At 66.0% G+C, this 25,067-nt stretch carries 21 protein-coding genes and 1 tRNA gene; 9 read left to right on the plus strand and 13 right to left on the minus strand.

Features of this window, described 5'->3' with window-relative positions; all coding sequences use genetic code 11:
• Positions 1 to 53: 53 nt before the first annotated feature.
• A complete protein-coding gene (locus LQF09_RS14885) occupies positions 54 to 1,058 on the minus strand; it encodes a TRAP transporter substrate-binding protein (protein WP_270068324.1) in 1,005 nt (334 codons plus the stop codon).
• A 243-nt stretch (positions 1,059 to 1,301) separates the two neighbouring features.
• Between LQF09_RS14885 and LQF09_RS14890 the strand changes: the two genes are divergently transcribed.
• Both LQF09_RS14890 and LQF09_RS14895 read left to right on the plus strand, forming a co-directional pair.
• Positions 1,302 to 3,236, plus strand: coding sequence for a sensor histidine kinase (locus tag LQF09_RS14890; protein ID WP_002924785.1), 1,935 nt, complete (start codon positions 1,302 to 1,304; stop codon positions 3,234 to 3,236).
• Positions 3,233 to 3,838: a response regulator transcription factor gene (locus LQF09_RS14895; protein WP_002924787.1), complete on the plus strand. Its 606-nt coding sequence runs from the start codon at positions 3,233 to 3,235 to the stop codon at positions 3,836 to 3,838. Before LQF09_RS14890 ends, LQF09_RS14895 begins: the two co-directional genes overlap by 4 nt.
• 12 nt (positions 3,839 to 3,850) lie before the next feature.
• Here LQF09_RS14895 and tilS read toward each other — a convergent pair whose 3' ends face one another.
• From tilS to LQF09_RS14915, 4 genes are all read right to left on the minus strand, one after another.
• Positions 3,851 to 5,176, minus strand: coding sequence for a tRNA lysidine(34) synthetase TilS (gene tilS, locus LQF09_RS14900; RefSeq protein WP_270068325.1), 1,326 nt, complete (start codon positions 5,174 to 5,176; stop codon positions 3,851 to 3,853).
• Between the two features lie 76 nt (positions 5,177 to 5,252).
• Positions 5,253 to 6,218 carry an acetyl-CoA carboxylase carboxyltransferase subunit alpha gene (locus LQF09_RS14905; protein ID WP_002924793.1) on the minus strand — a complete coding sequence of 322 codons (966 nt, stop codon included), beginning with the start codon at positions 6,216 to 6,218 and terminating at the stop codon, positions 5,253 to 5,255.
• Positions 6,219 to 6,385: 167 nt separating this feature from the next.
• Positions 6,386 to 7,048, minus strand: a complete 663-nt coding sequence (locus LQF09_RS14910; RefSeq protein ID WP_002944198.1) for a Bax inhibitor-1/YccA family protein — start codon at positions 7,046 to 7,048, stop codon at positions 6,386 to 6,388.
• A 50-nt stretch (positions 7,049 to 7,098) separates the two neighbouring features.
• Positions 7,099 to 7,446: an HPF/RaiA family ribosome-associated protein gene (locus tag LQF09_RS14915; protein ID WP_002924797.1), complete on the minus strand. Its 348-nt coding sequence runs from the start codon at positions 7,444 to 7,446 to the stop codon at positions 7,099 to 7,101.
• A gap of 153 nt (positions 7,447 to 7,599) precedes the next feature.
• On the opposite strand from LQF09_RS14915, the gene nhaR reads away from it, so the two are divergent.
• Positions 7,600 to 8,508: a transcriptional activator NhaR gene (gene nhaR / locus LQF09_RS14920; protein ID WP_002924799.1), complete on the plus strand. Its 909-nt coding sequence runs from the start codon at positions 7,600 to 7,602 to the stop codon at positions 8,506 to 8,508.
• Between the two features lie 184 nt (positions 8,509 to 8,692).
• On the opposite strand, the gene LQF09_RS14925 is transcribed toward nhaR, so the two are convergent.
• Positions 8,693 to 8,777 (minus strand) — tRNA-Leu (locus LQF09_RS14925).
• A gap of 142 nt (positions 8,778 to 8,919) precedes the next feature.
• Between LQF09_RS14925 and queA the strand changes: the two genes are divergently transcribed.
• The 5 genes from queA to secF all read left to right on the plus strand — a co-directional run bounded on the left by queA (position 8,920) and on the right by secF (position 14,472).
• The gene (queA, locus tag LQF09_RS14930) at positions 8,920 to 9,996 is read left to right on the plus strand and encodes a tRNA preQ1(34) S-adenosylmethionine ribosyltransferase-isomerase QueA (RefSeq protein WP_002931457.1); all 1,077 of its coding nucleotides are present in this window, start codon (positions 8,920 to 8,922) and stop codon (positions 9,994 to 9,996) included.
• A complete protein-coding gene (gene tgt / locus LQF09_RS14935; RefSeq protein WP_002944193.1) occupies positions 9,986 to 11,098 on the plus strand; it encodes a tRNA guanosine(34) transglycosylase Tgt in 1,113 nt (370 codons plus the stop codon). Before queA ends, tgt begins: the two co-directional genes overlap by 11 nt.
• A 97-nt stretch (positions 11,099 to 11,195) precedes the next feature.
• Positions 11,196 to 11,519: a preprotein translocase subunit YajC gene (gene yajC / locus LQF09_RS14940; RefSeq protein WP_002931459.1), complete on the plus strand. Its 324-nt coding sequence runs from the start codon at positions 11,196 to 11,198 to the stop codon at positions 11,517 to 11,519.
• Between the two features lie 145 nt (positions 11,520 to 11,664).
• Complete coding sequence (secD, locus tag LQF09_RS14945) at positions 11,665 to 13,518, plus strand: protein translocase subunit SecD (protein WP_270068326.1); 1,854 nt, start codon at positions 11,665 to 11,667, stop codon at positions 13,516 to 13,518.
• A gap of 21 nt (positions 13,519 to 13,539) precedes the next feature.
• Positions 13,540 to 14,472, plus strand: a complete 933-nt coding sequence (secF, locus tag LQF09_RS14950) for a protein translocase subunit SecF (RefSeq protein ID WP_270068327.1) — start codon at positions 13,540 to 13,542, stop codon at positions 14,470 to 14,472.
• A gap of 215 nt (positions 14,473 to 14,687) precedes the next feature.
• Here the strand turns inward: secF and LQF09_RS14955 are convergent, their stop codons facing one another.
• Positions 14,688 to 15,005, minus strand: a complete 318-nt coding sequence (locus LQF09_RS14955) for a DUF2322 family protein (protein WP_270068328.1) — start codon at positions 15,003 to 15,005, stop codon at positions 14,688 to 14,690.
• A gap of 241 nt (positions 15,006 to 15,246) precedes the next feature.
• The gene (purB, locus tag LQF09_RS14960) at positions 15,247 to 16,623 is read right to left on the minus strand and encodes an adenylosuccinate lyase (RefSeq protein WP_002932266.1); all 1,377 of its coding nucleotides are present in this window, start codon (positions 16,621 to 16,623) and stop codon (positions 15,247 to 15,249) included.
• A gap of 65 nt (positions 16,624 to 16,688) precedes the next feature.
• Between purB and apaG the strand changes: the two genes are divergently transcribed.
• Entirely contained in the window at positions 16,689 to 17,072 is a 384-nt protein-coding gene (gene apaG / locus LQF09_RS14965) for a Co2+/Mg2+ efflux protein ApaG (RefSeq protein ID WP_002932262.1), read from the plus strand.
• 17 nt (positions 17,073 to 17,089) lie between these two features.
• Here apaG and LQF09_RS14970 read toward each other — a convergent pair whose 3' ends face one another.
• The 5 genes from LQF09_RS14970 to argJ form a co-directional block, all read right to left on the minus strand.
• Complete coding sequence (locus LQF09_RS14970; RefSeq protein ID WP_270068329.1) at positions 17,090 to 19,078, minus strand: TonB-dependent receptor plug domain-containing protein; 1,989 nt, start codon at positions 19,076 to 19,078, stop codon at positions 17,090 to 17,092.
• A gap of 193 nt (positions 19,079 to 19,271) precedes the next feature.
• Positions 19,272 to 20,579, minus strand: coding sequence for a diguanylate cyclase (locus LQF09_RS14975; protein WP_270068330.1), 1,308 nt, complete (start codon positions 20,577 to 20,579; stop codon positions 19,272 to 19,274).
• Positions 20,576 to 21,562 carry an ABC transporter substrate-binding protein gene (locus tag LQF09_RS14980; protein ID WP_270068331.1) on the minus strand — a complete coding sequence of 329 codons (987 nt, stop codon included), beginning with the start codon at positions 21,560 to 21,562 and terminating at the stop codon, positions 20,576 to 20,578. The genes LQF09_RS14975 and LQF09_RS14980 overlap by 4 nt, the downstream gene beginning before the upstream one ends.
• Entirely contained in the window at positions 21,559 to 23,631 is a 2,073-nt protein-coding gene (locus LQF09_RS14985; protein ID WP_002942798.1) for a TonB-dependent receptor plug domain-containing protein, read from the minus strand. The genes LQF09_RS14980 and LQF09_RS14985 overlap by 4 nt, the downstream gene beginning before the upstream one ends.
• Positions 23,632 to 23,825: 194 nt before the next feature.
• A complete protein-coding gene (argJ, locus tag LQF09_RS14990; protein ID WP_270068332.1) occupies positions 23,826 to 25,064 on the minus strand; it encodes a bifunctional glutamate N-acetyltransferase/amino-acid acetyltransferase ArgJ in 1,239 nt (412 codons plus the stop codon).
• Positions 25,065 to 25,067 lie beyond the last annotated feature (3 nt).

A 25,067-nucleotide genomic window follows, 5' to 3' on the forward strand; every position in this document is an offset into this window, starting at 1 on the left:
GGCGAGTGCCGCAGTGACAGCAGCTGCGCAGACAGCACCATCGACACCGCGGATCAGTGCCCCGAAGAATCGAAGCCCGTCTCACGATGAATCGCACGGATCAGCTCGCTGCCAATGCGCCCCTCCATCGTCCTGTGCACAGGGATCAACGCCCTCTTGAACGCCGCCTTCTCCTGCGCGCTCGGCTCGTAGATCTCGGTCGTGCCGGCGGCGCGTACGGCCTCGAGCGCCCTGTCGTTCTCTTCCTTGGCGATACGGTTGGCGTAAGCGGTCGATTCGGCCATGGCACGCTCCAACCGAACCCGGACATCGGCCGGCAGGCGCTCCCAGAAGCGCTTGTTGGCGATCACCGCATAGCCCAGATAGCCATGCTCGGTCAGGGTCACATGCTTCTGCACTTCGTGCATGTTCTGGGTGAAGAGATTCGAGTGCGGATTCTCCGTGCCATCCACCACGCCTGCACGCAAGGCCGGATAGACCTCCGAAAAAGCCATCGCCATCGGTAGTGCTCCGAGCGCACGCATCTGCTCGTCGAGCACCTTGGACGACTGGATCCGCATCGTCTTGCCACGCAGGTCCTCAGGGCGGCGGATCGGCGAGTTGGCGGAGAATGACTTGAAGCCGTTGTCCCAGAACGCCAGCCCCTTGATCCCCCGCGCCTCGAGCCGGGACAGCAGTTGCTGGCCCAGCGGCCCCTGAGTGACCTTGTTCAAGGCCTCATAGCCGTCAAAAATGTAAGGCAGGTCGAACACCTCGAATTCGCGCATTCCGAGCTGACCGAACTTCGCCAGCGACGGCGCCAGCAGCTGGACCGCGCCAAGCTGAAGCGCCTCCATTTCCTCCTTGTCCTTGTACAGACTGCTGTTGGCATGGACCTCAACGATGACCGCTCCCTCGGTGTAGCGCTCGGCGAGTTCCTTGAACTTCTCAGCGGCCTTGCCCTTGGGCGTGTCCGCGGCCACGACGTGGCTGAAGCGGATGACGACAGGATCCGCAGCCGAAACTGCGGCCGACAATCCGAACGCAAGCACGCCAAGTAAAACTGCACGCAAACCCATCTCACCTCCTCCATTCGCACACCCGGACGCGTCGAGCAGTACAAGCAGGTCGTGCACCTGATCCGATCCGCGTGGACACTTCGTGCCGGACATCCACTTCTTGCACCGCCTTGCCGCCTGCTATTGTGGGAGCCTGACACCGCGCCGCCGCGCCTTTCCTGCTGCACCGCACCCAGCCCGATGACTCAAGCGCCCTCGACTCGACACGCCCCCAGCACTGAAACCGTCGCACGCAGGCGGTGGATGCAGCAGCTGCCCTACCTCACGCTGGGCCTGTTCGTGGTTGCGATCGCCGCGCTTGTCTGGCTCACCCGCGCCCACGACACCGACGAACAGCGCACCACGCTGATCAACGACGTGCTGTGGATGGAACAGAACCTGCGCTTCCATCTCGACCGCAACGAAATCCACCTGCAGCAGATCGGCCCCGAGCTGTTTGCCGGACAGACGCTGGGAGCACCCACCGAAGCCCGCCTGTCCAGCCTGCTGAACCAGGAGCGCGGCCTGGTGCAGATCATCTGGGTGCGCGCCGACGGACGTATCGCAGGCGCCCTGCCACCCACACCGCGGCCTCACGCTGGCGACGAGGGCTCCGCCGGGGTTCCCGGCGAGCCCAGCCTGAAGCTCGCGCGCGCACTCGGCCGACCGGTCTACGGCCCCACCTACCCCACCACGAACGGCGCCCACCATTTCGAGGTTCATGTACCGGTGTGGTCCAACGAAGCGCTGCTGGGCGTTGTCGTCGGAGTATATTCGCTCTCCGACCTGGTGGTGCGCGAACTGCCCTGGTGGTTCTCCGAACGCTATCGCGTCGCGGTGCTCGACGCCGACGACCGTGAGATCGCGGCCAAGTCGAAGGTCGCACCCGTGTCCGCATGGCTGGCCTACACCATGCCCTTCGACCCGCCCGGCCACGGCCTCACCCTGCAGATCACCGCCTACAAGTACGAAACGCGCTGGATCCCGCTGCTCCTCGGTGCCTCCCTGGTCCTGCTGGCCGGCATCATCATCTGGAGCGTGATCCAGTTGCGGCGCGAGCTGGCAAGGCGTCAGCAGGCCGAAGCCGCATTGCGTGCCGAATCGGCCTTCCGCAAGGCCATGGAGGACTCGCTGATCACCGGCATGCGCGCCCGCGACCTCGACGGCCGCCTCACCTACGTCAACTCCGCCTTCTGCCGCATGACCGGCTATGAAGCCGACGAACTGGTCGGCCTGAAACCCCCCATGCCCTATTGGGATCCGGAGCACCTCGAGGAGACCTTCGAGCTGCACCGCGAAATCATGTCCGGGGGGAGCTCACCACAGGGCACCGAGGTGCGCCTGCGACGCAAGAACGGGGACATCCTCGATGCGCTGGTACTCGAGGCCCCGCTCATCGACCCGCAGGGGCGCCATGCAGGCTGGATGGGCTCGGTGCTCGACATCACCGAGCAGAAGCGCACACTCGAGCATGCGCGCCAGCAGGAAGAGCGGCTGCAGCAGAGTTCGCGCCTGATCACCATGGGCGAAATGGCCTCGACCCTTGCCCACGAGCTCAACCAGCCGCTGGCGGCCATCGCCAGCTACAACTCGGGCTGCATCAACCGCCTCGAAAGCGGTCAACTGGACCGCGACGAACTGCGCGACATCCACGAACGCATCGCCCGCCAGGCACGCCGAGCCGGCGACATCATCCGCCGCGTGCATGATTTCGTGCGCCGCTCCGAACCCCGGCTCGAGGCGCTTGATCTCAACGCCGTGATCCGCGACGCGGTCGCCCTGATCGAGGCCGACGCGCGCAAACGCGGCACCCAGATTGCAAGCTCGCTTGCGCGCAAGCTCCCGCCGGTGGCCGCCGACGCGGTGATGATCGAACAGATCGTCATCAACCTCGTACGCAATGCCATGGACGCCATGCACGACACCCCCGCGGCACAGCGCCAGGCGCTGATCAGCACGGCCCTCAAGGACCGCCAGGTCATCATCTCGGTCGCCGATCGCGGCACCGGTATCGACGCAGCGACGGCGGCACGGCTGTTCGAGCCCTTCTTCACCACCAAGAACGCCGGCATGGGCATGGGGCTCAACATCTGCCGCTCGATCGCCGAACTGCATCACGGCCGCCTGACTTTCGAAGCACGCCCCGGGGGCGGTACCATCTTCACCCTGTCGCTTCCCGTGGAACCCGATCCAGCATGAGCACTGCCTGCACCCACATCATCGATGACGACGAGGCCATCCGGGACGCCCTGCAATGGCTGTTCAAGACACGGGGCGTCGCCTGCCGGACCTGGGCAAGCGGCGAGGACTTCCTCGAAGCGTGGAGTCCGCAGTGGCGCGGATGCATTGTGCTCGACATCCGCATGGCAGGAATGAGCGGCCTCGAGTGCTTCGACACCCTGCTTGCGCGCGGATGCGAACTGCCAGTGATCTTCATCACCGGCCATGGCGACGTGCCGATGGCGGTCGCTGCGCTCAAGAAGGGGGCGTTCCACTTCATCGAGAAGCCCTTCAACGACCACGACCTGGTCAGTCTCGTGGAGACGGCGCTCGCCGCTGACGCAGAACGCCAGCGCGCCGCAGCCAGCCGCGAGACCATCGAAGCACGACTTGCAACGCTGACCTGCCGCGAACGCGAGGTCATGGACCTGATTCTGGAGGGCAAGTACAACAAGGTCATCGCCGATGAGCTGTCGATCTCGATGCGCACCGTGGAAGCCCACCGCTCGCGCATTTTCGACAAGATGGACGTCCGCTCAGCCGTCGAACTGGCTCAGATACTCACGACCCTGCGCAGCTGAGCCAGCCCTGGCTCAGGCGCCGGCCCGCGCACCCGGCTCCCAGCACGGCATCACACCGGCCTCGTCAGGCGCACAGGCGTGACTGCAGGCGATGCCGATACCGGCCACCCACACCGGCGCGTCATCGGCCCATAGCACCGGCATGCGATCACGCAGCCAGGCCGGCACCCCCGCCTCCTGGCAGAGCTTGCGCAGCAGCTGGCGCGGACGCCCGGGTGCCAGCTGGAGCCGCACACCGGGCGCGCGCGCGGCCAGCACAAGTCGCTCCGCCTCCTGCAGGCGTGCCCGGCTGAGGCCGACCCCAAGGCCACACTCGAATCGCACCAGGCCGCCCCCCCACGGCAGCGCGGCCTCTCCGCGCCACTCCCTCGCCTGCACAGAGACCTCCTCGACCCCCTCCAGCCACAGCACCCCGCGGTAAACGCAACACGCCCAGCCATTTCCCAAGGCCACGCGCAGCGGCCGTACGTCTGTCGCCGTCGCCAGCTGGCGCAGAGCCTCTTCCAGGCGCCCTCGCGATGGCGCCTGCGCGCCATACTCGCGCAGGCGCCATCGCAACAGGTTCGCCTGCCGTGGCACGCTCAGCCCAAGCACACTGCTCGCCCGCCAGACTCGCCCCCCACACATTTGAGCATCAAGCTCGGCCAGGTCGGCGAGCAGGCCTTCGGCCTCGGCAAAGTTGGCGCAGGCGCGCGCCAGCATCGGCACTGCGGACGGGAATGCTGCTTCCAGGCTCGGCAGCACGCGGTGGCGCAGCATATTGCGAGCGAAGCGGAGGTCGGCATTGCTCTCGTCCTCTACCCATGAGAGCGCCTCGCGCCGCGCCCACGCCAGGATGCCGGCTCGGCGCTGACCCAGCAGCGGCCGCAGACGCCCGGGACGCCCGGGCGCAGCCGCAACGGACACCGCCATCGCCGCAGCGCCCGCGACCCCCGCACCGCGCAGCAGCCGGAACAACAGGGTCTCGGCCTGATCATCCTGATGATGGCCGAACACCATCCAGTCGCACGGTACGCGATCGAGCGCGGCATGCCGTGCTGCGCGCGCCGCCGCCTCCGGACCGCCGCTGTGCGCAGGATCGACCGCGACCCTGAGGACTTGGAAGGGAACGCCGAGCCTCGCGCAATGCGCCTCACACGCATCGGCCCAGGCGCTCGCATTGGGGCTCAACCCATGGTGGACATGAGCGGCCTCGAGACTGAACCCCACCTCGGGCCGAAGACGATGCAGCAGCTCCAGCAGGACAACGGAATCGACACCACCGGACAACGCGCAGCATAGTCGCGCGCCCGCTCCGACCCCGGCACGGCGCAGGCACTGCGCGACGGCGGCAAGCATGGGCCCATTCACCTCGGGCGGAGCTTCATGGTGGCCAGCGCTCACCCTGCGCTGGAACGCGACGACACGGCGGCGCTCAGGCCGCCTTGTCCTTGAAACGACCGTAGCTCATGAGCTTGTCGTAGCGCTGGGCCACGAGCTCCGAGGGCGTGAGCGCCTCGAGTTCGCGCAGCGCATCGCCAAGCGCACGCTTGAGTGCGGTGGCCATCGCGCGCGGATCGCGGTGCGCGCCACCAACGGGCTCATTGACGACCCGGTCGACAAGGTTCAAGGCTTTGAGTCGCGCGGCGGTGATACCCATCGTCTCGGCTGCATCAGGCGCCCTGTCGGCACTCTTCCACAGGATGGAGGCGCAGCCCTCGGGAGAAATCACCGAATAGGTCGAATACTGCAGCATCAGTACCTGGTCGGCGACCGCGATCGCCAGCGCCCCACCCGAACCGCCCTCACCGATGATGGTGCTGATGATCGGCACGCGCAGTTCGGCCATCAGGTAGATGCTGTGGCCGATCGCCTCGGACTGGCCGCGCTCCTCGGCACCGATGCCGGGGTAGGCGCCCGGCGTATCGACGAAGGTAAACACCGGCAGGCCGAACTTCTCGGCCAGCTTCATCAGCCGCATCGCCTTGCGGTAGCCCTCGGGACGGGGCATACCGAAGTTGCGCGCGATCTTCTCCTTGGTGTCCCGCCCCTTCTGGTGGCCGATGACGACGCAGGACTGCCCGTTGAAACGCGCCAGGCCGCCGACGATCGCCTTGTCGTCGGCAAAGGCACGGTCACCGTGCAACTCCTTGAAATCGGTAAAGATCAGCTCGGCGTAGTCCAGCGTATAGGGGCGCTGGGGGTGACGCGCAACCTGGGAAATCTGCCACGGCGTGAGCTTGCCATAGAGATCCTTGGTCAGCGACTGGCTCTTGGCCTCGAGGCGCCCGATCTCTTCGGAGATGTCTACAGCCGGGTCATCCTGCACGAAGCGAAGCTGGTCGATCTTCGCTTCCAGTTCGGCGATTGCCGTTTCGAAATCCAGAAAGGTGGTTTTCATCCAGCCGTTCCCAGTCAAAAAAATGTCCGCCATTGTAACGCCGCCCGGACGACGACGCGCACCGTCTTCGCTGCGCTGCCGCATTCAGGCCGCCGAACGCATCGGGGCGGCCCCGTGATGGCGGCCGCCCCGATGCCCTGCCCCGAGCGCCTGTCGGCGCCAGCGGGTCAGTCGTTGTTGGCGAAGCCCAGCAGGTGCAGCAGGCTGGTGAAGAGATTGAAGATGGAGACGAACAGCGTCACCGTGGCCATGATGTAGTTGGTCTCGCCACCATGGATGATGTTGCTGGTCTCATACAGGATCAGGCCCGACATCAGCAGCACGAAGGCCGCGGATACGGTCAGCGACAGCGCGGGGATCGAGAAGAACACCGCCCCAAGACCGGCCAGGAAGGCGACCAGGATGCCGACCATCAGGAAACCGCCCATGAAGGAGAAGTCCTTCTTGGTCGTCACCGCATACGCGGAAAGGCCCAGGAAGATCGCCGCCGTGCCCGCCATCGCCTGCATCACGATGCTGCTGCCGTTGGGCAGCGACAGGTAGGCCGAGATGATCGGACCGAGGGTGAAGCCCATGAAGCCGGTCAGGGCGAACACGAACACGATGCCGAGGCTGCTGTTACGGAACTTGCTCGTCAGGAAAAGCAGGCCGAAGTAACCGACCAGGGTCAGGATCAAGCCCGGGTGGGGCAAGCCCATCGCCATCGACAAGCCCGCGGTGAGCGCCGAAAAAGCCAGCGTCAACGACAGCAGCATGTAGGTATTGCGGATGACCTTGTTGGTCGACAGGACCGACGCTTCGGAGCGCGTCATCGTCATGCGGTTTTCCATTTCGAGCATTCCTCCAGGGGAAGTTGTTGAATTGTTTTGAACGACGCCGATCAGGCAGGTACTGCGTCAAGTTGGGGCGCCACGCTGCGCACCGGCCGCTGACTGCGCCGGACACGCTGCGCGAGCACACGCGAAACACGGTCTGCAGCCTCGTCGACCGCCGCCCGCACCTCGATCTGGGTGATGGCGAACACCACGTCCGGCAGATTGCGCAGCCGCAGTTGTACCACGCATCGTTTGTCGGTGCCGCCTCGCGGCCCATTCACATCGGCCACTTTCACACGCGCCCACTGAATGTGGTCGCGGAAACGCCCGATGGCGAACTGCATCCGTCGCGTCACATAGTCACGCAGCCCGGGAGCAGCCTCGACATTGTCGCAGTGCAGATCGATACGCATATGCAGTCTCCTTCGTTCTTGTTGCGCGATTGCCGTCGGGCACCACGCCTCGACGGATACTAACGCTCAGACTCTTCGATAAAATCCTGGTTCAACTGAATCTTTATCTGGTTTTATCGAAGTATCTTCATCCTGTGCCTACGGGAGCCATCCATGCTCAACTACAAGCAACTACACCACTTCTGGACGGCTGCCCGTGCCGGTGGGATCGTCCGCGGCGCAGAACGTTCCGGGCTGGCGCCACAAACCGTATCCGGCCAGATCGCCGCACTTGAGACCGAACTCGGGGTCAATCTGTTCAAGCGACAGGGACGCAAGCTGGCGCTGACCGAGACGGGACGCATGGTGCTCGACTATGCAGAGGAGATCTTTCGCCTCGGCAGCGAGCTCGAGGAAGCACTGCGCAGCCGCTCGGCCGGGCGCGCCATGCCCTTCAGGGTGGGCGTTGCCGACGTGGTGCCGAAGGCCATCGCCTGGTTGCTACTCGCGCCGTCGATGGATCTGGCCGAGCCGATGCGCATCGTGTGCCGGGAAGGCAAGTTCGACGCCCTCCTCGGCGAACTCGCCATCCACAAGCTCGACGTCGTCCTCGCCGACAGCCCGCTACCGCCAAGCATGGACGTACGCGGCTACAGCCACGCGCTCGGCACCTCGACCATCGGCCTGTACGCCACACCCACACTGGCAGACGCACTGCAAGGCAGCTTCCCGGCATGCCTCGACGGCGCCCCGCTCCTGCTCCCGGGCGCCGAGGCGAGCGTGCGCACGCCGCTGCTGCGCTGGCTGGAAACCGAACGGCTAAGGCCGCGCATCGTCGGCGAATTCGACGACAGCGCCCTGATGCGTGCATTCGCGGAAGCGGGCGCCGGACTGTTCCCGAGCGCATCGCTGGTCGGCGAACAGCTGTGTCGGCAGGCGGGCATGGTGCATCTGGGAGACGCAAGGGGTGTGACCGAAACCTATTACGCGATCTCGGTCGAACGCAGGCTGACACACCCCGCAGTGCGCGCGATCAGCGAAGGAGCCGCGCGTCATCAGCTCGGCGGCTCCACCGCGGACTGATTTGATTTTCGCTCGCAGCCCGTACAGAATCGCGGGCTTGCCAAGGCTTCCGGACGGCGTTGGCGATGGAACGGAATGAGGGAATCGTAAGAATGGCGCGCTTGTGGCCGGGTGGGCCGACAAGTGGCCGGCAGGGCATGGCCGCCGCGGATCGGGCGTCTTGAAACGCTGACGCCGATCGTCATGGTGCCGGGAGTGGGACTCGAACCCACACACCTTGCGGCGGCGGATTTTGAATCCGCTGCGTCTACCGATTCCGCCATCCCGGCCAGGGACGCGCATTATGTCCGAACAATCCTCACCCCGGCAAGCACGCTGCTGACCGGTGCATCACGCGACGACGGCAACACGGCAAGTGAAAGCCGCCGACGTGGCACCAACCGCAACAGATCCTGGCTTCAAGAATCCATCATGCCCCTGACTCTCAGCGATTTCGATTACATCCTTCCCGCGGAACTGATCGCGCAAGCCCCCCTTGCAGAGCGCAGCGCCAGCCGCCTGCTTGTGCTCACCCCCGAGGCCGGCTCGGCGCCGGTGCTCGCCGACGCCTGCTTCACCGACCTGCCGGACCTCGTTCGCCCTGGCGACCTGCTCGTCTTCAACGACACCCGCGTCATCCACGCTCGCCTGCACGGGGTCAAGGACAGCGGCGGGCAGGTCGAGGTCCTGATCGAACGCGCGGTCGGCCCGCACGAAGCACTCGCGCAGGTGCGTGCAAGCAAGTCGCCCAAGACAGGCGCCCGGCTGCATCTCGCCGACGCCTTCGATGTCGAGGTACTCGGCCGTGTCGGCGAATTCTTCCACCTGCGCTTTCCCGCCGGCGAAGACCTCTTCGAATTACTCGAGCGCCATGGCAAGCTCCCCTTGCCGCCCTACATCCAGCGCGCCGCCGGCGACGCCGATGAAAGCCGCTACCAGACGGTCTATGCGCGCGACCCGGGGTCAGTCGCCGCCCCCACGGCCGGACTCCATTTCGATCAGGCCTTGCTCGACCGCCTTGTCGAGCGCGGCGTGCGCTGCGCCTGGCTGACCCTGCACGTGGGCGCCGGCACCTTCCAGCCTGTTCGTGTCGACGACCTCGGCGAGCACCGCATGCACCGCGAGCGCTATGTGATCCCTCAGGAAACCGTGGACGCCATCGCTGCGACCCGCGCCGCCGGCGGACGCGTCATCGCGGTCGGCACCACCAGCATGCGCGCACTCGAGGCCGCTGCACAGGAAGGCGCCCTCGAGGCCGGCAGCGGCGAGACCGAAATCTTCATCCTGCCCGGCTTTCGCTTCCAGGTGATCGATGCGCTCATCACCAACTTCCATCTGCCCAAGTCCACCCTGATGATGCTGGTGTCGGCCTTCGCCGGCATGGACAGCATCCGCCGCGCCTACGCCCACGCCGTCGCCCAGCGCTACCGCTTCTTCAGCTACGGCGACGCGATGTTCATCACCCGCCGCAACGAAGCCGAGAACGACAAGCTCAACAATGCAATTTGAACTCCTCACCACCGACGGCGGCGCCCGCCGCGGCCGCCTTACCCTTGCCCACGGCACGGTCGAGACACCGGTCTTCATGCCCGTCGGCACTTACGGCACGGTCAAAGCGATGACGCCGGCCATGCTCGCTGACATCGGCGCGCAGATCTGCCTGGGCAACACCTTCCACCTCTGGCTGCGCCCGGGCCTGGACATCGTCGCCGCACACCAAGGCCTGCACCGCTTCATGGCCTGGGACAAGCCCATCCTCACCGACTCGGGCGGCTTCCAGGTGTTCAGCCTGGGCGCGCTGCGCAAGATCACCGAGGAAGGGGTCAAGTTCGCCAGCCCGATCGACGGCGCAAAGCTGTTCCTGACACCCGAGATCTCGATGCAGATCCAGACCGTGCTCAACTCGGACATCGTGATGATCTTCGACGAATGCACGCCCTACCCCGCCACTCGCGACGAGGCGGCGAAGTCGATGCGCCTGTCGCAGCGCTGGGCGAAGCGCTCGCGCGACGAGTTCGACCGCCTGGGCAACACCAACGCGTTGTTCGGCATCGTCCAGGGCGGCATGTACGAAGACCTCCGCGACGAGTCGCAGGGCGCACTCGAAGACATCGGCTTTCACGGCTTCGCCATCGGTGGCCTGTCGGTGGGCGAACCCAAGGACGACATGGCGCGCATCCTCGCCCACACCGCACCGCGCCTGCCGCAGGGCAAGCCGCGCTACCTCATGGGCGTGGGCACACCCGAGGACATCGTCGACGGCGTGATCGCCGGCATCGACATGTTCGACTGCGTGATGCCCACCCGCAACGCCCGCAACGGCTGGCTATTCACCCGCTACGGCGACATCAAGATCAAGAACGCCGTTCACAAGGCCGACACCCGGCCGCTCGACCCCTCGTGCGATTGCTACACCTGCCGCAACTTCAGCCGCGCCTACCTGCACCATCTGCACCGCACCGGCGAGATCCTCGGCAGCATGCTCAACACGGTGCACAACCTGCGCTACTACCAGACCCTGACCGCCGAGTTGCGCGATTCGATCGCTGCGGGCGAGCTGGACGCCTACGTGCGGCGCTTCCGCGCCGAACGCGCCACCGGTACGCAGTGAAGGAACCACCCGCCCTGCGGAGGCATCTGATCCACCCGGGCGCTCGCCCCGCTGCTGTTATAATCGAGCGCTTTTTTGCCAATCTGGAGTTATCAACGTGCTGATTTCCAATGCCTATGCCCAAGCTGCGGGCGGCGACCCCAGCGGCGGCCTGATGGGCCTGCTGCCCCTGATCCTGATGTTCGTGGTGCTGTGGTTCCTGATGATCCGCCCGCAGATGAAGCGCGCGAAGGAACACAAGGCCATGGTCGAAGCCCTCGCCAAGGGCGACGAGGTGGTGACCGGCGGCGGCATCGCCGGCCGCGTGACCGAAGTCGGCGACAGCTTCGTGCAGCTCGAGATCGCCAACAACACCGTGGTCGCCGTGCAGAAGCAGGCCGTCGCCACCGTGCTGCCCAAGGGCACGCTGAAGTCGCTGTAAGCCTTGCACGCGCCGGCCGGCACCCAGCCCGCCGGCGCGTTTCGCATCACCCCATCCGCTGCACGATGTGCAGCCCGCTTCGCGGCCCCGCCGGTGCCCCGCACCGCGAACAACCGCAACGCCCCCCACACCTCTCCCGACGACGATGAACCGCTACCCCCTCTGGAAGAACGCCCTGATCGTCCTCGTGCTGCTCTGGGGCCTGCTCTACACCCTGCCCAACTTCTATGGTGAAGTCCCGGCGGTGCAGGTCTCGAGCGCCAAGGCCACGCTCAAGCTCGACCCGGCAAGCACCACCGACCGCCTCAACAGCGCCCTGCGCGAGGCCGGTCTGGCCCACACCGGGATCTTCTCGGACGCCACCAGCGTGCGCGCCCGCTTTGCCGACACCGAGCAGCAGCTGCGCGCCAAGGACGTGATCGAGCAGGTCTTCAACCCCGACCCGGCCGACCCCTCCTATGTCGTCGCGCTCAACCTGCTGTCGGCCTCGCCCAACTGGCTGACCTCGATCAAGGCCCTGCCGATGTACCTCGGCCTCGACCTGCGCGGCGGGGTGCACTTCCTGCTCGAGGTGGACATGCCGGGTGCGCTCGTCAAGCGCCTGGACTCGACCACGGGCGACCTGCGCACCCTGATGCGCGACAAGAGCGTGCGCCACGCCGGCATCACCCGCGAGGGCAACACCGTCGTCATCCGCTTCCGTGACGCCGAACAGCGCGAGGCGGGCCGCCGCGCCATCCAGGACGCCACCAACGACCTGCAGCTCGCCGACCGCGACGACGCCGCCGACGACCTCAAGCTCGTCGCCACGCTGACCGCGCAGGCGCAGCAGACGATGCGCGACTTCGCCATCAAGCAGAACATCACCACCCTGCACAACCGCATCAACGAGCTCGGCGTCGCCGAGCCAGTGATCCAGCAACAGGGCGCCGAGCGCATCGTGGTACAGCTGCCCGGCGTGCAGGACGTGGCCAAGGCCAAGGACATCCTCGGCCGCACCGCCACGCTCGAGGTGCGCATGGTCGATGACACCCCGGGCGCCGTCGAGCAGGCCCTGGCGGGCAACGTGCCGTTCGGCACCGAACTCTACACCGAGCGCGGCGGCGCCCCGCTGCTGGTCAGCCGCCAGGTGGTGCTGACCGGCGACCGCCTCACCGACGCCCAGCCCGGCTTCGACGGCCAGACCAACGAGCCTGCGGTGCACCTGACGCTGGACGCCGCTGGCGCCCGCATCTTCCGCGACGTCACGCGCGAGAGCGTCGGCAAGCGCATGGCCATCCTGCTATTCGAGAAGGGCAAGGGCGAGGTCGTCACTGCGCCGGTGATCCGCAGCGAGATCGGCGGCGGGCGCGTACAGATCTCGGGCCGCATGACCACGGCCGAAGCCAACGACGTCGCCCTGCTGCTGCGCGCCGGCAGTCTGGCAGCGCCGATGGAGATCATCGAGGAGCGCACCGTCGGCCCCAGCCTGGGCGCCGAGAACATCACCAAGGGCTCGAACTCGGTGATCTGGGGCTTCCTCGCCATCGCCGTATTCATGATCGCGTACTACACCCTGTTCGGCCTGGTGTCGGTGATCGCGCTCACTTTCAACCTCGTGCTGCTGATCGCGCTGCTGTCGCTGCTGCAGGCTACCCTGACCCTGCCCGGCATCGCCGCCATGGCGCTGACCCTGGGCATGGCGATCGACGCCAACGTGCTGATCAACGAGCGCATCCGCGAGGAACTGCGCAACGGTGCCAGCCCGCAGGCGGCAATCTCGGCCGGCTACGACCGCGCCTTCGACACCATCCTGGACGCCAACATCACCACCCTGATCGCAGGTATCGCACTGCTGGTGTTCGGCTCCGGCCCGGTGCGCGGCTTCGCCGTGGTGCACTGCCTGGGCATCCTGACCTCGATGTTCAGCGCCATTCTGGTGTCGCGCATGATCATCAACTTCATCTACGGCCGCCAGCGCAAGATCACCAAGCTGCATCTGGGCCAGTCGGCGAACTAAGGGACAAGGGCAGACAAGACCATGGAATTCTTCCGTCAGCGAACCGACATCCCCCTCATGCGCCATGCGCTGAAGTTCAACCTTTTCTCCAGCCTCGCCTTCGTGCTCGCAGTGTTCTTCATCGTGCTGCGCGGGCTCAACCTGTCGGTGGAATTTACCGGCGGCACGCTGATCGAGGTCGGCTACGCCGAGCCGCCGCGCATCGAGGACATCCGCCAGGCGCTCGCGCGCGACGGCTACCCCGATGCGCAGGTGCAGAACTTCGGCAGTGCGCGCGAGATCCTGATCCGCATGCCCAACCGCGAGGACCTCGACACCAGCCGCATCTCCGAGCGGGTCATGGCCACGCTGCAAGCCACCGAAGGCCCCCAGCCCGAACTGCGCCGGGTGGAATTCGTCGGCCCGCAGGTCGGCAAGGAACTGGCCACCGATGGCGCAATGGCGCTGCTGCTGGTGATCATCGGCATCGTGATCTACCTGGCAATGCGCTTCGAGTGGCGCTTCGCCGTGTCCGCGATCATTGCCAACCTTCACGACGTGATCATCATCGTCGGCTTCTTCGCCTTCTTCCAGTGGGAGTTCTCGCTGCCGGTGCTGGCGGCGGTGCTGGCGGTGCTGGGCTATTCGGTAAACGAATCGGTGGTGGTGTTCGACCGCGTGCGCGAGACCTTCAAGAAGAAGCGTGCCATGGACACGCCGGCAGTGCTGGACCATGCGATCACGGCGATGATCTCGCGTACCGTGATCACCCACGGCAGTACCTTGATGATGGTGGTGTCCATGCTGATCTTCGGCGGCGAGACGCTGTATTACTTCGCACTCGCCCTGACCATCGGGATCTGCTTCGGCATCTACTCGTCGATCTTCGTCGCCAGCCCGCTGGTGATGTGGCTGGGCGTGTCGCGCGAGCAGTTCATCAAGCCGAAGAAGGAAAAGGAAGAGGCGGTGGTCTGAGCCCACGCGGCCACGCACCCCGCGTAGGAGCGGCGCCAGCCGCGAGGGGTTGAAGGCGAAATGCGTTGGGCGGGTGCGATGAAAGACTCGCGACGGGCGCCGCTCCTACAGCAAGGGCTACCGCGGCGCCCCCCGCGGCCGCGAGCTTGAACAAGATCGGCCGCCTGGATCGCCACAAGCAGAGCGCTTCGCGTGCCGACTTGTAACCCCAGCCCTCAGACCGCAAAAACCTGCTTGACCGTGAGCGTCTCGCCGCGCTCGATGAGACCGATCAGGCGGTCGATGTTGGGGTGCTTGCCCGGGTTGCGGCGGGCGTCCTCGGTGTGCTCGGCGTAGAGCTCCAGCCCTTTCCTGGCCGCTTCCGGGCTGATCGCGCCGTAGAGCTGGGCGAGGTGGTTATACACCACCAGCGAGCCGGCCTGACCGGGCTTGTTCTCGATGGTGGCGACGACCGCAGCCGCGGTATCGATGAGGTTGAGTGCGGCGAGATGAGAAACGCCGGGCAGTGTCTTAAGGTTGTCGGCGAAAGCCATTCGGTGCTCCATTCTTTGTGAGCGTGCTCAATGCCGGGACCGGCAGCAGGCACGGGGAGTAAGTTGCGTTGGGCGCGGCGTAAGCCGCGACCTTCCTGGGCGTGGCCCCGACCATGTCGCCTGCACCCCCTCGCGGCTGGCGCCGCTCCTACGGGGCGATCGACCGCGGCGGGGTGCCGTAGGAGCGGCGCCAGCCGCGAGCCTTTGCAGGCGCTGCGCCCACGTCACGCAAGGGTGGCTCTCAGATGCGCCGCGCCAGCTCCGCGGCCTTGCCGACGTAGCTCGCCGGCGTCATCGCCAGCAGGTGCTCGCGCGCCTCGGCGGGGATGGCCAGGGTGCGAACGAAGTCGTGCAGCGCCTCGCGGGTGATGCCCTTGCCGCGGGTCATGGCCTTGAGCTGCTCGTAGGGGTTCTCGATGCCGTAGCGGCGCATCACCGTTTGCACCGGCTCGGCGAGCACCTCCCAGCACTCGTCCAGGTCGGCCGCCAGGCGCGCCGGGTCGGCCTCGAGCTTGCCCAGGCCGCGCAGGCAGCTGTCGAGCGCGAGAACGGTGTGGCCGAAACCCACGCCCATGTTGCGCAGCACGGTGGAATCGGTGAGGTCGCGCTGCATGCGCGAGATCGGCAACTTCTCGGAGAAGTGCTTGAGCACCGCATTGGCGAGACCGAAGTTGCCCTCGGCATTCTCGAAGTCGATCGGGTTGACCTTGTGCGGCATGGTCGAGGAGCCGACCTCGCCTTCCTTGAGCTTCTGCTTGAAGTAGCCGAGCGAGATGTACATCCAGATGTCGCGGCAGGCATCGATCAGTATGGTGTTGCTACGGGCGATGGCGTCGAAGAGTTCGGCCATCGCGTCGTGCGGCTCGATCTGGATGGTGTACTCGTTGAATGTCAGCCCCAGGGACTCGATGAAGCGGCGGTTGAAGCCTTCCCAGTCGAACTCGGGCCAGGCCGACAGGTGGGCGTTGTAGTTACCGACCGCACCGTTGAACTTGGCAGTCATCGCGACGCCGGCAATCGCAGCGCGGACGCGCATCAGGCGCGCGGCGATGTTCGCCATCTCCTTGCCGAGCGTGGTCGGGCTGGCAGGTTGTCCATGGGTGCGCGACAGCATCGGGAGGTCGGCCAGGGCATGGGCGAGCTCGCGGAAACGGGCGATTACGGCATCGAGCGCGGGCAGCAGCACACGGTCGCGGCCTTCGGCCAGCATCAGCGCATGCGAGGTGTTGTTGATGTCCTCGGAGGTGCACGCAAAGTGGATGAACTCCGACACCTTCATCACCTCGGCGTTATGTCCCAGGCGCTTCTTGAGCCAGTACTCCATGGCCTTGACGTCATGGTTGGTGGTGGCCTCGATCGCCTTCACCGCCTCGCCGTCAGCGGTCGAGAAGTCTGCGACCACGGCGTCGAGCTCAGCCACGGTTGCCACCGAGAAGGGCGCGATCTCCGCCAGCGCGGCATCGGCTGCAAGCGCCTTGAGCCACTCAACCTCGACCTTGACGCGGTTGCGGATGAGACCGTGTTCGGAGAAATGGTCGCGCAGCCCGGCCACCTTGCCGTGGTAACGGCCATCGAGCGGGGACAGAGCGGTGAGCGGGGACGGCGAGGCATTCGACATGACGGAGCTTCCGGACAAAAGTGCTATTTTAACGCCTCCCCCTTCCCAGAAGAGAACAAACCACCGTGAGCACGCCGGAGCGCTACAAGATCGAGGTGACTGCCGTTGCCGAGTACGTCACTGCACAGTCCCGCCCCGAGGACGACCACTTCGTCTTCGCCTACCACGTCACCATCCGCAACCTTGGCACCGTGCCGGCACAGCTGCTTGCCCGCCACTGGGTCATCACCGACGGCAATGGCAAGGTGCAGGAGGTTCATGGCCAGGGCGTGATCGGCGAACAACCCTTGCTCGCACCTGGGGAGCATTTCGAGTACACCAGCGGCTGCGTACTGGAAACCCCGGTCGGCACCATGCACGGGCGCTATCAGATGCTTGCCGAGGACGAGCACCGCTTCGAGGCTGAAATTCCGCCATTCATGCTGGCCATGCCACGCGCCCTGCACTGAGACCCACCGGGCGCGGCTCAGAAGTCCAGGCGCAGCGATACCCAGTGGCGCCGGTCGACGATGCGCTGCATGCGTTCCTCGGCATGCGCACCGTTGAGGGACTGCACCGTATAGGCGATCTCGCCGCCGCGGACGAAACCTGAAAACGGGTAGGACAGGCGCAGGTCGGTACGCTGATAGCTGTCGGTGTCGGTATTGCGGGTCCACTTGATGTCGTGCACCCAGTAGCGCGCCACCGCCAGGCTCACCCCCATCGGCGAGCGCTGCATCCACAGCAGCGAGGTAGCCCGTCGCGGCGCGGAGCGCTCGGAGAGGGCGAAATAGCGCTCGGCGCCAGATCCGAACAAGTGGCTGCCGGCAGCTGCATGCAGTGTTCTGCCGAGCGTGCTGAAGTCAGCATCGATGTCGATGTGGGCATGCCCCACAACAATCCGTGTCGCATCTACGGGCTGCCACTTCCACTGCAGCTCGTGGCCCCTGATCTTCAGCTCATGCACGGCCTGCGCCGTCAGCGGCCCACCCGCCACCGTACGGATGCGGTGGATACGATCCGACACGCGCTCGTGGAAGACACGCAGGTCCAGGCTCATGCGCACAGCGCGCCAATCGCCGAGGTAGCCCAGTTCCCAGCTGTCCAGCCCCTCGGCGGGCAAGCCCGGGGTACCCGCCCATTCGATGCTCCCGTTGCTGGCAAGCTGGCTGGCCTTGTAGTCCAGCGTCCCCGGCGTGCGCCAGGCCCTGGCATAACCAACGCGAACGGTGTTCTGCTCGTCGATATGGAAGCTTGCACTCGCGCGTGGCGCCACATGCGCACCGGCCAGCGAGTCGTACTCGTGCGACAGGCCAAGGTTGCCGGTAAACCAACCCAACGGTTTCCACTCCAGGTTGGCGAACAGACGCCCGACATCGCGGCTGACACGGCCAACTCCATGCAGCATGGTCGCCGACTCGAGCGTGTCATGGCGCCAACTCCCCCCCCAGGCCATGCGTAACGAATCCACCGGGAGGAAGGTATGGAGCGCCTCGAATTCATGGCGGACGCCGCGGCCACCGTTGGGGTTGATACGCCCCAACTCCGGCCGGCCAGCAACGTCGAAGCCAGCGTCGAGCCGATCGACATGATGGGTGTAGCGTAAGGAGAGATCGGCGGACTCTGACAGCGCGTGCAGCCAGCGCGCCTGCACCCAGGTCGATGACTGATCCGCGCGCCGCAGCGGGTCGGAGGCTCGGGGGCCGATCGCGGTGCCGTCTGCAGCGACGCTGAGCCGCCCGACAAGCTGGCGCGCCTCGACGCGGCCGATCTGCAACTCGAGCAAGCTGCGTGCATCGAGCTGCAGATCGGCCCGGAAATCGAACAACCTGCTGCGGTTGCTATCGCGCCAGTCACGATCGGCTGGCAGTACGTCGCGATGGTCCAGTCCATCGTCGGCACGCTCCTGGACGCTCAGCCTGAAGGCGCCGCCTTCACCCAGACCGCCGCCGCCCCGCACGCTGTAATCACGCACGCCGCCGCTGCCCCGCTGTGTGCTGACCGAAAGCCCCTGGGCAAAAGCAGGCTCGACCGTAACGATGTTGATGACCCCCAGGAAGGCATTGGTGCCGTAAGAGACGGTATTGGAGCCCCGCACCACCTCGATGCGCTCGATGTCCTCGAGCGCCACTGGAACCAGCTCCCAGTTCATACCGCCGCGAAAGAGCGGCGAATGCAAAGAACGGCCATCCACCAGCACCTGCACGCGGGGCGAGTAGTCCGTGTCGTCGGTAATGCCGTGGTAATTGACCCGCGCCGGCTTGTCGCTGGGCGTGAAGGTCTGGAAGCCGGGCACCAGGCGAAACACCTCATGCAGAGAACGTGCCCCCGAGGCACGGATCATCGCGCGATCGATCACCGTTACCGCGCCAGGGGCATCCTCCAGGCGCTGCGGCAAGCGGCTGACCGAGGCCACGATCGGAAGTGCGCTGAAGAACACGCCGTCATCCGCAGTGCCGACCAAGGGTGTCGCCATTCCTGCCGCCAGCAACAGGCTCAACGCGCGCCGAACCACGCGAGCGCTTTGGGAGAAACGTCGGCCGCACACGGCGTGGCCGCACATGGCCATGCCCAGGGTCCCGCTCTTGGATCGACCAATATGCTTCATGTCGTCTCCCCCAATGAACTCCCCCGCACTGCTCCGACAAGCACGCACATGCAGAACGCGCTCAGTCCGAAGAGCGCTGGTACTCGATGACACGGCCACGGCCGGCATGCTTTGCCTCGTAGCACGCCTGGTCGGCTGCCTGCATCACCGCGGAAACGTCATTGATCATGCCTTCCATACGCGCCATGCCGATGCTCGCCCCCACCTTGAAGCTCCGCCCCGCACACACGAACTCGTAGGCGGCGACCGCATCGCACAACGCAGTTGCGATATGGTGGGCGTCCTCACGACCGCAACCGCGCAAAATCACCGCGAACTCGTCGCCACCGATGCGGAACACGTGATCCTGCGCACGCAGGCGCGCACGCAACAAGCCAGCCAGCTCCCTCAGCAGGCGGTCTCCGGCCGCATGGCCGCAAGTATCATTGACCGGCTTGAAGCGGTCGAGATCGATGTACAGCAGCGTCACTACATCGCCTGCGCGCCTGTGGATCGACACCGCCTGCTCGATCGATTCCTCGAAAGCGCGCCGGTTGGGCAGTCCGGTGAGCGGGTCATGGCGTGCCTGGTGTGCCAACTGGGCCGTCGCTTCCTCGATGCGTGCCTGCAGCGTCTGCTGGCTGTGCGCAATCGAATCCGCCATGGCGTTGAAGCCGGCCTCGAGCGCCCTCAGCTCCTCGCTCGTCGACTGTGCCGACACGCGCACATCGAGATCACCCGACGCCATCCGGCGAACAGCCTTGACGAGGGCCGCCACCGGCAGGCCGACCGAGCGTGCCAGACGCCACGCCATAGCCAACGCCCCCACGAGCACCACCAGAACGGCCGCGACGACAACCAACAGCAGGCGCCGCTTGGCCGCTTCACGTGCCGTGACATCCAGATCAACCTGCACCCAGCCAAGCCGCTCCGTCCGCAACGCCTGCTGCGGCGTCGAATAGTCGTCCACCTGCGGTGCCAGGCTCAGTACCGCGGTGGCGAACTGCAGCCGCCCGCCACGAGCTTCGACCACCACCTCGTCGGCCTCGACGATGCGCGCCGCCGACGGCAAGCCGACCAGCCCCTGACCGGCCACTCCAAGCAACTCGCCGTCAGCGTCGTAGAAGGCAACCGCAGCGACCTCCGCCTGCGCAAGCGCGCGTGCCATCAGGCTGTCGAGGGCCACCGGATTGCCCGACACGAGGACGTACTCGGCGGCAGGCCCGAGAAAACTCACGATCGCCCGCCCCCGTGCCAGGCTGGCCTCGTCGAGCTCGCGATGGCTCTGGTGGACAAACAGGCTGCCAAGTACCACGACGAAGGCCAGGCTGGGCACGAACAGGATCAGGGCCATCCTGACGCCGAGCGAAATCTTGCGCATCCAGCTCATCGCCGCGCCCCTCCCCCGGCAATGCGCTCACGCAGGATCTGTTCGTCGGGCACGGTGATGCCAAGCGCCTTGGCCACCGTCCGATTCACCTCCACCTCGAAGCGCTCAGGGTGGTGAATCCCGCCCAGCCCCTCGGCAGAGTGCAGGCCGGCATTGAGCAGGTCGGCGAGGTCGTAGGCGATATGCTCCGGTGAGCTGAACACCGCCGCAAGCGCGCCCGCGCTGACATAGGCCGACGAGAAAGCGAACACCGGACGGCGGTGGCGATAACTGGTAAGCAGGATGGCACGTGCCGCCGCCGGGCTGGACACCAGGCTGTCCGGCAAGGGCAGCAGTGCGGCGTTACGCTCCAGCAGGACCTGCAGCGCGCCGACAAGCTCGGTCGAATCGGCGATGCCTATGATATCGAGGGCGAGTTGTTGAGCGGTCGCGGCCTGATTGATCATCGGCTCCACGAAACGGCTGTCGGGCCCAAGCAGGACACCAAGCTGCGACGCCTGAGGCAGGATCGCGCGCACCAGGGCGAGGTGTCGCGCCACCGGCTGGTCGAGCACGATCGCGCCCAGGCTGCGCTGCGGAAACTCGCGCCTGAAGCGTTCGACGTCGCGCTGACCGACGAGGACGGCAAACACCGGTCGGTCGGACTGTCGCAAGGCCGCCTCCACCGCCTGCCGGCCCGCTGCGATCACGACATCCGTGCGCTCGAGCGCGCCGTCTCGCGCCACCTCATCGAGCGCGGTGACCTCACGCACGCGATGCACGCCCGGCTTGGTCGCCTTGCGCAGCGCCTCGACGAACTGCTGCGCAGGCCCCTTGTCCCCCGGCGCCAGCAGCACCAGATCGAGCGCATGCGCCATCGGGGACAGCATCAGCAGCACGCAGGCGAACATGCGGACGAAGGCGCAGCGGACAGCATCGGCCGTCCTCGCGTATTGCCGGCGACGGCCCGGCAGCGGCGGCGCCCGATCGTCCTCGGTGTTCACCAACCAAGCCTCAGGGTGGCAAACAGGAACGGCTGATGGCGGTACTTGCCGTTGTGGAAATCGGGGTACTTCCCGGTCGCGCTGAGGGCAGTCACGGAGAACTCGCTCTCGCTACCGGGGGCACCGAAACGGCGTGCGAGCTTGAGGTCGAAACGGTCGCCACGCGGAATGTAATCGCCACCGTTCATCCAGTAGTACTCACCGTTGCGGTAGTACCCGATGCTGGCCCGCCAGCGGTCGGGCAGATCCTTGATGAGCAGCACCGAGGTCGTCGCATGCGGCGCACTATCCGGGATGTCCCGATCGGTATAAGGCTCGCCCTTGTCGATGCGAACGAAGGCCTGGGAGAGCACGATCCGCCCCCAGCCCGCACGACGCCAGTCCACCGTGAACTCGGCGCCGGTCATGCGGAAATCGTTGCCATTGAAAAAGTAGAAGGCCTTCTGCCCGGGGACAATGGGCTGGAAATCCGGCCCTTCAGCTCCTGCGCAGGTCTCGGCACGCCAGAACTCGCGATACTCGGCCGGCAATTCGTCGAAATCGAAACCATCGATGAAGGTCCTGCAGCTGCGGTCATCGATGAAACGCTCGTGATACTCGCGGAACACTCGCGTATCGAGCGTGATCCCCAGAGGCGCATACTGCGCGACGTAGCCCAGATCGATGAAGCGCATGCGCTCGCTCTGCAACGAGCCCTGCGCGCGATACAGGATGCGGCGGATCACATCGCCTTCACGGTAGGTCTGGAAGGCGCGCGACTCCATCAGGCTGGGGGCACGGTAGGCCCTTCCCGCGGAAAGCCTGAGCGCAGAGAAATCGTCGAGTGCATAGTTGGCCGCAAAACGGGGCGAGAACAGGCGACCACTGTAGTCGTGATGCTCGAGCGTCCCTCCCAGATTGATCCGCAGGGCTGCGAGCGGCTGCCACTCCAGGTTTCCGAAGAGCTGCCCGTGCGTGGCGTCGAGCCAATCTCGCCTGCCCAGCAGGCTGAAGGAACGCGCGCGCTCGGCACGCACGCCGAGCCCGAGCATGCCGCTGAGCGAAGACGACAGCCGCGTGCTGTACTGGAGTTCGACATCATCGCGGCGAACCTCGCTGTCACGGTCGGCATCGAAGCGATAGGAAACACCGTCGTACACGAACGGCCCAACCGTCCACCGACCCTGCTCGCGCTCGCTCTGATGGTAGTACTGCAGACTCAACGAGCGCTCGGCGTCGAGCTGCCGTACCCAGCCCGCCTGCAGATACAGCGAACGGTCGCGCTCGACATGCGAGGGGAAGTCGACGTAATCGGGACTGCCGCGCCAACTGGGCCCCTCGCTCACGCCGAACTGCAAGGCCAGTTGATCGCGACCCGTGGCATGCAGGGTCGCACTGAAGTTGGCAACCGTCCGGGTGATCTTCTCGGCATCGTGCCAGCGCTGGAACCCAGGGCGGCTCTCCAGATGCGGCTCGAAGTTCACCGCCGAGCGGCGCGAAGCCGACAACCGCCAGTCCAGCACGCCGGCACCGTTGCCGTTGATGCGAACGCCGTAGTCGTGGAATCCGTCCTTGCCGGCACGCAGGATGACCGCCTTGCCCACCTCGGTTGCCGGCGAACGGCTGATGATATTGATCACGCCCTGGAAGGCGTTGACGCCATAGGCAGCGCCGTTGGGGCCACGCACCACCTCCAGGCGCTCGATGTCATCGACCCGCAGGGGCAATCCGTCCCACTTGGTGTCACCCCACAAGGGGCTGTTGATCGTGCGGCCATCGATCATCACCTTGACGCGGCGATCGTAGGCGTCGCCCAGACCATGGCTGGCCACCGTAGGCGAGCCACTCGCCACATCGGCGACCAGAAAGCCCGGCACCAGGCGCAACAGGTCATGAATACGCGTGAAGCCCGAAGCCTCGATCATCTCGCGATCGATCACCGTGACCGCGGCTGGCGCATCGAGCGGCGACTGCGCAAGCCGCGTAGCCGTCAGGACAAGCGGAATATCGTCGAAGAAAGGGTCACTGCTGGCCTGAACGGCGAGGGGCAGCGCCACGGCGAGCGCAGCCAGTACGCGTACGGCGTTCACACCTACTTCACCCGGTAACCTATACGCCCGCATGCAGGTCCTCACAGCACATATTGCTTCAGCGTCCAGGCCACATCGCCGAACGCCAAGGACCCGATTGTGCCCCGATGTCCTGCCCGACCGCTACGCCTTGCGCCACTGCGAGTGACACAGGTCACGGCGCACACACGCGGGTCGGGGCACGCTGCAGGGATTCAGCTCCGGTAGTCCGCGTTTATCTTGACATAGTCATAGGAAAAATCGCAGGTCCACACCGTGGCCGCTGCGCTGCCACGCGCGAGATCGACGCGGATCGTCAGTTCGGCGTGCTTCATGATCCGCGAGCCGGCCTCCTCGACGTAGCTGGCTGCGCGCCCACCGTGCTCGGCGACCAGCACGGCCTCGTCGGGGTTGCCCAGCCACACGCGCAACTTCGACACATCGAGATCGTCAATGCCAGCGTAGCCGATAGCTGCCAGGATACGGCCGAGGTTGGGGTCGGAGGCGAAGAAAGCGGTCTTGACCAGGGGTGAATGCGCGACCGCATAGGCGACCTTGCGGCACTCGTCGCGATCCGCACCGCCCTCGACTGCAATGCTCATGAACTTGGTCGCACCCTCGCCGTCACGCACGATGGCCTGGGCGAGCGCGATCGATACGTCGATGATCGCGGCACGCAGGGCCGCGAACTCGGCACTCGCAGCATCGACGACCTCATCGTTACCGGCGGCACCGGTAGCGACGAGCACGAAGGAGTCGTTGGTGGACGTGTCGCCATCGACGGTGATGCTGTTGAAGGACAGGTCGGCGGCCTCCCTGACCAGAGCGTCGAGCAGCGGCTGAGAAACAGCCGCGTCGCAGGCCAGGAAGCCAAGCATGGTCGCCATGTTGGGCCGGATCATGCCCGCGCCCTTGCTGATGCCTGTGAGGGTCACGGCCTTTCCACCGAGCTGCACCTGCCGCGACACCGCCTTGGCGAGCGTGTCCGTCGTCATGATGGCGTGCGCGGCATCGAACCAGCCGTCCGCGCGCAGGTCGGCGAGCGCCTTGGGCAGACCGGCGACCAAGCGTTCCATCGGCAGCGGCTCGAGAATCACGCCCGTGGAGAAAGGCAGCACCTGGCTGGCGTCGATACCCATCTCCGCAGCCAGCGCTGCGCAGGTGGCCTGGGCATTGGCGACGCCGGATTCGCCGGTACCGGCATTGGCCACCCCAGTGTTGATCACCAAGGCGCGGACGGCTCCGCCCGGCAGATGCGCCTTGCAGACCTGGACCGGTGCAGCGCAGAAGCGGTTGCGGGTGAACACGCCCGCGGCACGGCTGCCAGGGGCGAGCTCGATCACCGTCAGGTCACGACGGTTGGCCTTGCGAATGCCGGCCTCGGCGACGCCCAGGCGCACGCCCTGGACGGGCAGGAGTTCGGCAGGGTTCGGGGTGGCGAGATTGACGGCCATGCG

This window comes from Thauera sp. WB-2 (assembly GCF_027594845.1).
In the GTDB taxonomy this organism is placed as follows: Bacteria; Pseudomonadota; Gammaproteobacteria; order Burkholderiales; family Rhodocyclaceae; genus Thauera; species Thauera mechernichensis.